At 56.8% G+C, this 11,890-nt stretch carries 11 protein-coding genes and 1 other annotated feature; of the genes, 6 read left to right on the top strand and 5 right to left on the bottom strand.

Annotated elements, in window-relative coordinates; genetic code table 11:
- Positions 1-15: 15 nt before the first annotated feature.
- Positions 16-2,613 (bottom strand): type I DNA topoisomerase, encoded by a 2,598-nt coding sequence (topA, locus tag ACOTXT_RS13895; protein ID WP_023292242.1) that lies wholly within the window; start codon positions 2,611-2,613, stop codon positions 16-18.
- A gap of 399 nt (positions 2,614-3,012) precedes the next feature.
- On the opposite strand from topA, the gene ACOTXT_RS13890 reads away from it, so the two are divergent.
- A complete protein-coding gene (locus ACOTXT_RS13890; RefSeq protein ID WP_003856804.1) occupies positions 3,013-3,264 on the top strand; it encodes a YciN family protein in 252 nt (83 codons plus the stop codon).
- A 34-nt stretch (positions 3,265-3,298) separates the two neighbouring features.
- Here the strand turns inward: ACOTXT_RS13890 and sohB are convergent, their stop codons facing one another.
- Entirely contained in the window at positions 3,299-4,345 is a 1,047-nt protein-coding gene (sohB, locus tag ACOTXT_RS13885; protein ID WP_008502812.1) for a protease SohB, read from the bottom strand.
- Positions 4,346-4,597: 252 nt separating this feature from the next.
- On the opposite strand from sohB, the gene ACOTXT_RS13880 reads away from it, so the two are divergent.
- Complete coding sequence (locus ACOTXT_RS13880; RefSeq protein ID WP_008502811.1) at positions 4,598-5,359, top strand: YciK family oxidoreductase; 762 nt, start codon at positions 4,598-4,600, stop codon at positions 5,357-5,359.
- The gene (cobO, locus tag ACOTXT_RS13875; protein WP_333165106.1) at positions 5,356-5,946 is read left to right on the top strand and encodes a cob(I)yrinic acid a,c-diamide adenosyltransferase; all 591 of its coding nucleotides are present in this window, start codon (positions 5,356-5,358) and stop codon (positions 5,944-5,946) included. The genes ACOTXT_RS13880 and cobO overlap by 4 nt, the downstream gene beginning before the upstream one ends.
- A gap of 35 nt (positions 5,947-5,981) precedes the next feature.
- Here the strand turns inward: cobO and rluB are convergent, their stop codons facing one another.
- The 3 genes from rluB to rnm all read right to left on the bottom strand — a co-directional run bounded on the left by rluB (position 5,982) and on the right by rnm (position 8,452).
- Positions 5,982-6,857: a 23S rRNA pseudouridine(2605) synthase RluB gene (gene rluB / locus ACOTXT_RS13870; RefSeq protein ID WP_421625326.1), complete on the bottom strand. Its 876-nt coding sequence runs from the start codon at positions 6,855-6,857 to the stop codon at positions 5,982-5,984.
- A 96-nt stretch (positions 6,858-6,953) separates the two neighbouring features.
- On the bottom strand, positions 6,954-7,574 hold the full coding sequence (locus ACOTXT_RS13865) for an L-threonylcarbamoyladenylate synthase (RefSeq protein ID WP_003856793.1): 621 nt from the start codon (positions 7,572-7,574) through the stop codon (positions 6,954-6,956).
- Positions 7,571-8,452 (bottom strand): RNase RNM, encoded by an 882-nt coding sequence (gene rnm / locus ACOTXT_RS13860; RefSeq protein WP_333165104.1) that lies wholly within the window; start codon positions 8,450-8,452, stop codon positions 7,571-7,573. The genes ACOTXT_RS13865 and rnm overlap by 4 nt, the downstream gene beginning before the upstream one ends.
- A 139-nt stretch (positions 8,453-8,591) precedes the next feature.
- On the opposite strand from rnm, the gene trpL reads away from it, so the two are divergent.
- From trpL to trpD, 3 genes are all read left to right on the top strand, one after another.
- Positions 8,592-8,636 carry a trp operon leader peptide gene (gene trpL / locus ACOTXT_RS13855; protein ID WP_106993556.1) on the top strand — a complete coding sequence of 15 codons (45 nt, stop codon included), beginning with the start codon at positions 8,592-8,594 and terminating at the stop codon, positions 8,634-8,636.
- Positions 8,613-8,706 (top strand) — a sequence feature (Trp leader region). (Overlaps the previous gene by 24 nt.)
- A 25-nt stretch (positions 8,707-8,731) precedes the next feature.
- Positions 8,732-10,294 carry an anthranilate synthase component 1 gene (locus ACOTXT_RS13850; RefSeq protein WP_046092008.1) on the top strand — a complete coding sequence of 521 codons (1,563 nt, stop codon included), beginning with the start codon at positions 8,732-8,734 and terminating at the stop codon, positions 10,292-10,294.
- On the top strand, positions 10,294-11,889 hold the full coding sequence (trpD, locus tag ACOTXT_RS13845) for a bifunctional anthranilate synthase glutamate amidotransferase component TrpG/anthranilate phosphoribosyltransferase TrpD (RefSeq protein ID WP_008502806.1): 1,596 nt from the start codon (positions 10,294-10,296) through the stop codon (positions 11,887-11,889). The genes ACOTXT_RS13850 and trpD overlap by 1 nt, the downstream gene beginning before the upstream one ends.
- Position 11,890: the final 1 nt, after the last annotated feature.

The raw sequence follows: 11,890 nt of genomic DNA, 5'->3' as shown, positions 1-11,890 counted from the left end.
TACGGTTAGGAAAGATTATTTCTTGCCTTCAACCCATTTGCCATCGACAAAGAAGGCTGACCATCCGGTCGCTTTACCCTCTTTCTCTGCCGCAACATACTGCTGCTTAGTTTTACGGCTAAAACGCACCACGGTTTTGTTGCCTTCCGGATCCTGCTGCGGCGCATCGGCCAGATAACGCAGTTTCTCCGGCAGACGATCGCGGAAGCGATATAGCTCTTCCACCAGCGGCGCGCGGGTTTCGCGCGATTTCGGGAAGGTGTTGGCGGCCAGGAAGACACCTGCCGCGCCGTCACGCAGCACGAAGTACGCGTCGGATTTCTCACACGGCAATTCTGGCAGCGGAACCGGATCTTCCTTCGGCGGGGCCACTTCACCGTTACGCAGAATTTTGCGCGTGTTTTTACATTCGTCGTTGGTGCAGGCCATGTACTTACCGAAACGTCCCATTTTCAGGTGCATTTCAGAACCACACTTCTCGCACTCCACAATCGGGCCGTCATAGCCTTTAATGCGGAACTCGCCCTCTTCAATCTCATACCCGTCACACGTTGGGTTATTACCGCACACGTGCAGCTTGCGTTTTGGATCGATCAGGTAGCTGTCCATTGCCGTGCCGCATTTTTTGCAGCGGCGCTTGGCACGCAGAGCGTTCGTTTCCGCATCGTCACCTTCCAGCACGTTGAGAACTTCGTTCTCCGGCACCAGGTTGATGGTGGTTTTGCAGCGCTCTTTTGGCGACAGCGCATAGCCGGAGCAGCCCAGGAACACGCCCGTGGTGGCAGTACGGATTCCCATCTTGCGGCCACAGGTTGGGCAGTCGATGCTGGTCAGTACCATCTGATTAGGCAGCATGCCGCCCTCTTCAGGGTCTTTCTCCGCCTTTTCAAGCTGGTCGGTGAAGTCGCTGAAGAAGCTGTCGAGGACCTTTTTCCATTCCGCCTGGTGGCTGGCAACCTGGTCGAGACTGTCTTCCATTTGCGCGGTGAAATCGTAGTTCATCAGCTCGCGGAAGTTGGCTTCCAGACGATCGGTGACGATCTCACCCATTTTTTCCGCATAGAAACGACGGTTTTCAACACGGACGTAACCGCGATCCTGAATCGTCGAGATAATTGACGCGTAGGTCGACGGACGGCCAATACCGCGTTTTTCCAGCTCTTTTACCAGAGATGCTTCACTGAAGCGTGCCGGTGGCTTGGTGAAGTGCTGAGCCGGGATCAGCTCAACCAGAGACAGTTCATCACCTTTGTTCACCGCTGGCAGCGTTCGGTCTTCATCACCTTTACGCAGCGCAGGCATCACTTTTGTCCAGCCGTCGAAACGCAGAATACGACCGCGCGCCTTGAGACGGAAATCACCCGCGCCAACGGTCAGCGTGGTGGAGTCGTACTGGGCCGGGGTCATCTGGCACGCCACGAACTGACGCCAGATCAGCTGATACAGCTTCTGCGCGTCGGCTTCCATATCTTTCAGCGATTCAGCCAGCACAGAGACGTCAGAAGGACGAATCGCTTCGTGCGCTTCCTGAGAATTCTCTTTGCTGGCGAACTGGTTAGCGCTTTCCGGCAGGTATTTCTTACCGAAGTTGTCGCTGATGTAGCCACGCACCATGTTGACCGCGTCCTGACTCAGGTTGGTTGAGTCGGTACGCATGTAGGTGATGTAACCCGCTTCATACAAGCGCTGGGCCATCATCATGGTCTTCTTCACGCCGTAACCCAGACGGGTACTGGCCGCCTGTTGCAGGGTGGAGGTGATAAAGGGCGCACCAGGCTTGCTGCTGGTCGGTTTGTCTTCACGTTCCAGCACCTGATAGCGTGCCTTTTCCAGCAGCGCCACGGCGGCCATGGTCTGGTCGCGGTTTTCCGGACGGAAAGGCTTATCGTTCTGGTGGCTTACCTGCAGCGGCAGAGCGTCACCACCCGGCGTGGTCACACTGGCATCGACTTCCCAGAACTCTTCCGGCACGAAGGCTTTAATTTCGCGCTCGCGCTCAACGACCAGACGCACGGCGACGGATTGCACACGACCTGCGGACAGGCCACGGGCAATCTTTTTCCACAGCAGTGGAGAAACCATGTAGCCCACAACGCGGTCCATAAAGCGACGCGCCTGCTGGGCGTTAACACGGTCGATGTTTAGCTCGCCCGGCTTCTCAAACGCCTGACGAATCGCATTCTTCGTAATTTCGTTAAACACTACGCGGCTGTAGCGTTTGTCATCACCCCCGATCACTTCCCGCAGGTGCCACGCAATGGCTTCCCCTTCGCGGTCAAGGTCGGTTGCGAGATAGATGTGGTCTGCTTTTTCAGCCAGCTGCTTCAGCTCGTTAACGACTTTTTCTTTCCCTGGAAGCACTTCATATTGTGCATCCCAGTTATGCCATGGGTTAACACCCATGCGGTTGACAAGCGCGCTACGTTCATCCTTTTTAGGCTTTTTAGCCCCTTTGGTGGAGGTAGAGTCTGCGCTCTTTTTGCTGGCTGAGCCACTGGTCGGCAAATCGCGGATATGACCAACGCTGGACTTAACCACGTAGTCATTACCCAGATACTTATTGATCGTTTTGGCTTTTGCCGGGGACTCAACGATGACGAGAGCTTTACCCATATTCACCTTTACCTAATTTAATTCTTCCAGGAATACGCCGCACGTTGATTTCCCTTCCGCTGACGACGAGCCAATGATATTGCGACTGCGTCAGGAGATATCAACCCCTTTGTCTTACCGGGCGTTAAAGAAAAGACGCCCAGGTGATTGAGTTCTCGGGTATTTTTCTCACATCTCGTGTAATTCGTGACGAATTCCCGGTCGAATGTCAAGCAATTCTGTTGCCAGAATGACGAAAGCGCACACTCTACCTGATAAAATTCGTTACGCAACTTTATTAGCATGCAAAAGCAAATCCTGCCAGCCAGGCCCCTGCACCTTATCCCCTCACATTACAGGGAAAATTTGCCCCCAAAGCGCCCTCGGCGTAGACTATTGTCACTGTTTAAGGAGTGGATTATGCAGAATACGACCCAACCTATTGACCGAGCCTCTCTGCTTATCGAAGCAAACAAGCTTATTCGTGACCATGAAGATACGCTGGCAGGCATTGAAGCCACCGGCGTTGAGCAGCGTAATGGCGTGCTGGTTTTCAGCGGCGAATACTTCCTTGATGAACAGGGCTTACCGACCCCGAAAAGCACCGCCGTGTTTAACATGTTTAAATACCTGGCACATACGCTTTCCGAGAAATATCACCTGGTCGATTAACGCAAAACGCGAGGCATAAGCCTCGCGTTTTTGTTTACAGCAGTGGTTTTTGTCCCCGCTGTAGCCAGCGGAGCAGCAGGCGGTCCGCGCTTTCTGCCGCACTGTTGGTAAAGCGGTCAAGGAGTCGCTTGCGCTGAGCAAAGCGGACGCCCACCAGTTCCCGGCCTTCCATCAGGTTGAGCAGCAGATCGTCGCTGGTTCCGACTTCATCCACCAGCCCTTTCTCCTGCGCCTGAACGCCGTACCAGTGCTCACCCGTTGCGACCTGCTCAATGTCCAGCGTCGGGCGCATACGGTGCACAAAGTCTTTAAAGAGATGATGCGTTTCGTTGAGATCCTCACGGAATTTTTGGCGCCCTTCTTCCGTGTTTTCCCCCAGCAGCGTCAGGGTACGTTTGTACTGACCCGCGGTGTGAAGCTCGATATCAATCTCTTTATTTTTCAGGAAGCGGTTAAAGTTCGGGATCTGTGCGACCACGCCGATCGAGCCAATAATCGAGAACGGTGCGGCCACAATTTTGTCCGCCACGCAGGCCATCATGTAGCCACCACTCGCCGCCACTTTATCTACGGCCACGGTAAGCGGGATCTGTTTTTCACGCAGGCGCTGCAGCTGAGAGGCCGCCAGGCCGTAGCCGTGCACCACGCCCCCCGGGCTTTCAAGGCGTACAACGACCTGATCCTGCGGCGTCGCCACGGCCAGCACGGCAGTGACCTCTTCGCGCAAAGACGCGACTTCATGCGCATCCATGCTGCCTTTAAAATCGAGCACGTAAACCCGTGGCGTGACCTTATCCTGTGGCGTATTGAGCTTCGCCTTTGCCTTTGCCGCTTTGGCTTCCTGCTTATGCTTTTTCTTCTGCGCTTTGAGCCACAGCTTCTGTTGATGACTATCAAGCAGGGCCAGAGACATCTCTTCCTGCATCTCTTTATACTGCTCGCTCAGGCGGGTGATGCGTAACTCCCCACGCTGACGCTTGCGCTGCGTCAGGTTGACAATCAGAACGGCAACCACCGCAATGGCAATCACCACCGTCGCGATTTTCGCCAAAAACAACCCATATTGAGAAAGTAATTCCACGCGTTCCACCTTGATTTAACCACGAATCTTTCACGGCAGTGTACAACACCCCCTGCCCATGCGTCTCGCTCGTGACACTACCTCTGCGAGGCGCCTTCAGGAATCCCCGGTCTGGCGTTTAAATATTTGCAAATTGTTAATTTTACAGCAATGCGTCCTGTAGACTGATTGAATTATCAGGCGAATTCGGGCATAAAGCCGAAAAGTCACAAAAGAAGGCGTGTTTAAGTCACCGTGCGCCGAGGAGTCACCTTGCATTATCAACCGCAAAAAAATCTGCTGCAGAACCGCATCATTCTTGTCACTGGGGCCAGCGACGGGATTGGCCGTGAAGCGGCGCTGACCTACGCTGAGTATGGCGCGAGCGTCATCCTGACCGGCCGCAACGAAGAAAAACTTAAAGGGGTGGCGCAGGAGATTGAAGCCGCAGGGGGGATTCCTGCTCGCTGGTACACGCTCGATCTGCTCACCTGCACGCCCGCGTCATGTCAGGAGCTTGCTCACCGCATCAGCACCCATTACCCGCGCCTGGACGGCGTACTGCATAATGCCGGCTTGCTTGGCGAAGTTCGCCCGATGGATGAACAGGATCCCGAGATCTGGCAGGAGGTCATGCAGGTCAACGTCAACGGGACGTTTTTCCTGACCCAGGCACTCCTTCCTTTATTACTCAAATCGGATTCGGGTTCACTGGTGTTCACCTCCTCCAGCGTAGGCCGTGAGGGGCGCGCAAACTGGGGTGCCTATGCCGTATCAAAATTCGCAACCGAAGGCATGATGCAGGTGCTGGCAGAGGAGTACCAAAGCCGCCATCTGCGCGTAAACTGCATTAACCCGGGCGGTACGCGCACAAAAATGCGCGCCAGCGCCTTCCCAACGGAAGATCCGCAGAAGCTGAAAACGCCGGCAGACATTATGCCGCTCTATCTCTGGCTGATGGGCGACGACAGCCGCCGCAAAACCGGGATGACCTTTGACGCCCAGCCGGGCCGTAAACCAGGAATCTCGCAATGAGTGAAGAACGTCATCAGCAGCGCCAGCAGCGTCTGAAGGAACAGGTTGATGCGCGCGTCGCGGCCGCTCAGGATGAGCGCGGGATCGTCATCGTCTTTACCGGCAACGGTAAAGGGAAAACCACGGCCGCATTCGGCACGGCGACACGCGCCGTCGGCCACGGGCAGAAGGTCGGCGTTATCCAGTTTATTAAAGGTGAGTGGCCTAACGGCGAGCGTAATTTGCTTGAGCCTCACGGCGTTGAGTTTCAGGTGATGGCGACCGGGTTCACGTGGGACACCCAGAACCGCGAAACCGATACCGCAGCCTGTCTGGCCGTCTGGGAGCACGCCAAAAGAATGCTGGCCGATCCCTCGCTGAATATGGTTCTGCTGGATGAGATCACCTATATGGTCGCCTACGACTACCTGCCGCTGGCAGCCGTGCTGGACGCACTGAAAAACCGTCCCGCCCATCAGACAGTTATCATTACGGGCCGCGGGTGTCATCGGGATATTCTGGAACTGGCAGATACCGTCAGCGAGCTGCGTCCGGTTAAACATGCGTTTGATGCGGGCATCAAAGCGCAGTTGGGGATTGATTACTAAAGAAAAAAGCCCGGTGTCTTCACCGGGCTTTTACATTAACCGTTGTTATTACGGCTGCCAGAGCGGCGGTTGCTGCTCACCTGGCTGTGACGCTTCACCGCACGGCGAATCTGGTTCGCCTTCATGCGGCGACGATCTTTTTCCACCGCCACTTTAAAGGTGGTTTCCGGCGTCAGGCCGACCAGCTCGCGAAGGTAGTTGGTCTGGGTCAGATCCAGTTCGGTATAACCCCCACGCGGCAGGCCTTTTGGCAGCAGGATGTCGCCGTAACGGACACGGATCAGGCGGCTAACCTGCACGCCTACCGCTTCCCAGAGACGACGCACCTCGCGGTTGCGGCCTTCGGTCAGGGTCACGTTGTACCACTGGTTGATGCCTTCCCCACCGGTAAATTTGATGGTTTTGAACGCCGCAGGACCGTCTTCCAGCTGAACGCCACGCGACAGGTCGCGCAGTTTATTCTCATCAACCTGACCGAACACGCGCACGGCGTATTCACGTTCCACTTCACGGCTTGGGTGCATCAGACGGTTTGCCAGTTCACCATCGGTAGTAAACAGCAGCAGACCGCAGGTATTCACGTCCAGACGACCAACGGCAATCCAGCGAGCGCCACGCAGTTTAGGCAGACGGTCAAACACCGTCGGGCGACCTTCCGGGTCATTGCGGGTACACAGCTCGCCTTCCGGCTTATAATAAGCCAGCACGCGGCAGATCTGCTCAGCAGACTCTTTCACGGAGATAAGATGACCGTCGATACGGATCTTCAGCCCCGGTACGATTTCTACGCGGTCACCCAGCGTGGCGATTTTACCGTCCACACTCACGCGGCCCGCTTCAATAATGGCTTCGATTTCACGGCGTGAACCGTGGCCGGCACGCGCCAGCACTTTCTGTAACTTCTCGCTCATTGAGCTTCCTCAGGTGTCGCCTTCACAGGCGTCGAATCAGGTCAAAAGAGGGCCGAGCCCTGCTTTGATGGCCGCGTAGTATATCTGCTTATACCATTACAAGAAAGGCTTTACATCGCCCACGCCTTCACGAATCACTTCCGGTGCATCTTCGGTTAAGTCGACCACGGTGGTCGGCTGCTGGCCGAGATAACCGCCGTGAATAATCAGCTCGACCACCTTCTCCAGACGATCTTTGATCTCTTCCGGATCGGACTCGGTAAACTCGCTGCCGGGCAGCATCAGCGAGGTAGACAGCATCGGTTCACCGAGGGTTTCCAGCAGCGCCTGCGCAATCGGGTTCGACGGCACGCGCATGCCGATAGTCTTGCGTTTTTCCTGCAGCAGACGGCGCGGCACCTCTTTCGTTCCTTTCAGGATGAAGGTGTAGTTGCCCGGCGTGTTGTTCTTAATCAGGCGAAACGCCACGTTATCCACATAAGCATAGGTGGACAGCTCAGAGAGATCGCGGCACATCAGGGTAAAGTTATGGCCGTCCGGCAACTGGCGAATGCGGCAAATGCGTTCCATCGCCCCTTTATCTTCAATTTTGCAGCCCAGCGCGTAGCCGGAATCGGTCGGGTAGACAATCACGCCGCCTTTGCGGACGATCTCCACGGCCTGGTTAATCAGGCGTGGCTGCGGGTTATCCGGATGGATATAGAAAAACTGACTCATACTTCCCTCTCTTCAATTTGCTGCGGCTGTTCCCAGAGCTGCCAGACCGGCTCAACGCCAGCGGGCAGCCAGAGCTTGCGCCCCAGTTCGATCCAGGCGCAGGGCTGATGGAAATCAGAACCCTGTGAGCCAAGCAGGCCGTACTGTCGGGCATAGGTCGCGAGCTGCGAGCGCTCGTTGGGTGCCTGCTGACACTGGGCGACTTCCATCGCCTCACCACCGTTTTCGGCAAAGTGCGCCAGCAGCCTTTTCAGCCATTTAGCAGAAAGATTATACCGCCCCGGATGGGCCAGCACGGCCTTACCGCCAGAATGATGAATCACATCAATAGCTTGTTTTATTGTACACCACTGTGGCGGAACGTATCCGGTTTTCCCGCGCGCCAGATACTTTTTAAAGACATCCGCCATCGTCGTGGCTTTCCCCGCCTCTACCAGAAAACGGGCGAAATGACCGCGCGTAACTGCCCCGCCGTTCGCCAGCTTTTGCGCACCTTCCAGCGCGCCAGGAATATGTGCCTTTTCCAGACGCTCGCCGATCATCTCTGCGCGCTGGTTGCGGCGCGTTTTTTGTTCTTGCAAAAACTCAATAAGTGCCGGATGGTCTATATCGATGTTCAGGCCAACGATATGAATCTCATGGTTTTCCCAGACGGTCGAAATCTCGACGCCGGACACCAGATTGAGTGCCAGCCCGCAGCGGGCAATCTCGGCGCGCGCTGCCGGAATGGCATCCGTCGTATCGTGATCTGTTATCGCCAGCGTGCCGATGCGCATTTCAACGGCACGATGAACCAGGGCTTCGGGTGTCAGCAGGCCATCAGAGGCCTGAGTATGGCTGTGTAAATCATAAATAATCGCGTAGGTGGTATCGCTCAAAGCACTTCCCATAACAGGTTGAAGACATCCGAAACCGCCATGATACCGACTTAACGTGAAATTCTGAAATCAAGGGTTGACAACACGCTATCGAACTAGTTAACTAGTACGCAAGTTCACACGAGAAAGGTATCTGAAAATGACAGCACATTTCACTCTGCACGGTTGGTGGCGTACTTCCTGATCTTCGGGCAGTGTCACGCGTCTGCGAAATGCAAACAGATACCCGCCCGCTACTCAGCGGGCTTTTTTTTGAACAGAATAAATGAGAACACCAACATGCAAACAGCCAAACCCCATCTCGAATTGCTGACCTGCGAGGCGGCCTATCGCCACAACCCGACCGCGCTGTTTCATCAGGTGTGCGGGGCACGCCCGGCAACGCTGCTGCTGGAATCTGCGGACATCGACAGCAAGGACGATCTGAAAAGCCTTCTGCTGGTCGACAGCGCGTTGCGCATTACCGCCTTAGGTGACACTGTCACTATTAAGGCTTTGTCAGACAATGGCGCATCGCTGCTACCGCTGCTGGATGCCGCCCTGCCTTCAGGCATCGAAAACGAGCGTCATCCGGAAATGCGCATTCTGCATTTCCCGCCGGTTAGCCAACTGTTAGATGAAGACGCGCGCCTCTGTTCCCTGTCCGTCTTTGATGCCTTCCGCCTGCTGCAAAACCTGGTCACCGTTCCGCACGATGAGCGTGAAGCGATGTTCTTTGGCGGGCTGTTTGCTTACGACCTGGTCGCGGGATTTGAAGATTTGCCGGAAACCGAGCAGGGCAATCGCTGCCCGGACTACTGTTTCTATCTGGCCGAAACCCTGCTGGTGATCGACCATCAGAAACAGTACACCCGTATCCAGGCCAGCCTGTTCACGCCTTCTGGCGCTGAGAAAACCCGTCTGGAGCACCGCATTGCCCAACTGCAGCAGCAAATGACGGAAGCACCGCCTGCGCTACCGGTGCAGCGCGTCGAGAAGATGACCTGCGATGTGAACCAGACCGACGATCAATACGGTGCCGTGGTTCGCCAGATGCAAAAGGCGATTCGCGCCGGGGAAATTTTCCAGGTTGTACCGTCCCGTCGCTTCTCTCTGCCCTGCCCGTCCCCGCTGGCCGCTTACGACGTGCTGAAAAAGAGCAACCCAAGCCCGTACATGTTCTTTATGCAGGACAACGACTTCACGCTGTTCGGCGCCTCGCCGGAAAGCTCGCTGAAATATGACGCCACCAGCCGCCAGATTGAGATCTACCCGATCGCCGGAACCCGTCCGCGCGGACGTCGCGCCGACGGCTCGCTGGATCGCGATCTCGACAGCCGCATCGAGCTGGAAATGCGCACCGACCATAAAGAGCTCTCCGAGCACCTGATGCTGGTTGACCTGGCGCGTAACGATCTGGCCCGTATTTGCACCCCAGGCAGCCGCTACGTGGCGGACCTGACTAAAGTCGACCGCTATTCATTCGTGATGCACCTGGTATCCCGCGTGGTCGGTGAGCTGCGCCACGACCTCGACGTGCTGCACGCCTACCGTGCCTGCATGAATATGGGCACCCTGAGCGGCGCGCCGAAGGTGCGTGCCATGCAGCTTATCGCCGAAGCGGAAGGACGTCGTCGCGGGAGCTACGGCGGCGCGGTAGGTTACTTCACCGCACACGGCGACCTTGATACCTGCATCGTGATCCGCTCCGCCTACGTCGAAGACGGTATTGCCACCGTTCAGGCCGGCGCCGGGATTGTTCTTGACTCTGTTCCGCAGTCTGAAGCTGACGAAACCCGCAGTAAAGCACGCGCGGTATTGCGCGCCATCGCTACCGCACACCACGCACAGGAGATTTTCTGATGGCTGACATTCTGCTGCTCGATAACATCGACTCCTTTACCTATAACCTGGCAGATCAGCTGCGTGCGAATGGTCACAACGTCGTTATCTATCGCAACCACGTCCCGGCGCAGACCCTGATTGACCGTCTGGCGACCATGCAAAACCCGGTGCTGATGCTCTCCCCGGGGCCGGGCGCGCCGAGCGAAGCGGGCTGTATGCCCGAACTGCTGACCCGCATGCGCGGCAAGCTGCCGATTATCGGTATCTGCCTTGGTCACCAGGCAATCGTGGAAGCCTACGGCGGTTACGTCGGCCAGGCGGGCGAGATCCTGCACGGTAAAGCCTCCAGCATTGAACATGACGGCCAGGCAATGTTTGCCGGGCTGCCGAATCCGCTTCCGGTCGCGCGCTACCACTCGCTGGTCGGCAGCAACATTCCCGCCGGGCTGACGATCAACGCCTCGTTTGAAGGGATGGTGATGGCGGTACGTCACGACGCGGATCGCGTCTGCGGGATGCAGTTCCATCCGGAATCCATCCTGACCTCCCACGGTGCCCGCCTGCTGGAGCAGACCCTCGACTGGGCGTTACAGAAGCTGGAGCAGACCAACACCCTGCAGCCGATTCTGGAAAAACTGTATCAGGCGCAAACCCTGAGCCAGCAGGAGAGCCACCAGCTCTTCTCAGCCGTGGTTCGCGGTGAGCTGAAGCCAGAACAGCTGGCGGCCGCGCTGGTGAGCATGAAGGTCCGCGGTGAAAGCCCGCAGGAGATCGCCGGTGCCGCTACGGCCCTGCTGGAAAATGCCGCCCCGTTCCCGCGCCCGGACTATCCGTTTGCCGATATCGTCGGCACCGGCGGTGACGGCAGCAACAGTATCAATATTTCAACCGCCAGCGCCTTTGTGGCCGCAGCGTGTGGCCTGAAGGTGGCGAAGCACGGTAACCGCAGCGTGTCCAGCCGGTCGGGCTCGTCTGATTTACTCGCGGCATTCGGCATTAATCTCGATATGAACGCCGAACGTTCCCGTGAAGCGCTGGATGACCTGGGCGTCTGCTTCCTGTTTGCGCCGAAGTATCACACCGGTTTCCGCCACGCAATGCCGGTTCGTCAGCAGCTGAAAACCCGCACGCTGTTTAACGTGCTCGGCCCGCTGATCAACCCGGCCCATCCGCCGCTGGCGCTAATCGGTGTCTACAGTCCGGAACTGGTCCTGCCGATTGCCGAGACCCTGCGCGTGCTGGGTTACCAGCGTGCCGCCGTGGTGCACAGCGGCGGAATGGACGAAGTGTCATTGCATGCGCCGACGCTGGTAGCCGAACTGCGCGACGGTGAAATCCTGAGCTACCAGCTCGAAGCCGCTGACTTTGGTTTAACTCCGTATCACCAGGAAGCGCTGGCAGGCGGTACCCCGGAAGAAAACCGTGACATTCTGACGCGCTTATTACAAGGTAAGGGAGAGGTTGCCCATGAGGCCGCCGTTGCCGCCAACGTCGCCATGCTGATGCGTTTGCACGGCGAGGAAGACCTGAAGGCCAACGTTCAAAAAGTTCTGGATGTACTGCGCTCCGGTGCAGCTTACGATCGCGTTACCGCACTTGCGGCAAGAGGGTAAA

The sequence above is a fragment of the Enterobacter cloacae complex sp. IR5422 genome, from assembly GCF_049238165.1.
GTDB lineage: Bacteria > Pseudomonadota > Gammaproteobacteria > Enterobacterales > Enterobacteriaceae > Enterobacter > Enterobacter roggenkampii.
Note: the sequence above shows the minus strand (reverse complement) of the source record. Positions and strands in the feature narration are given on the sequence as shown.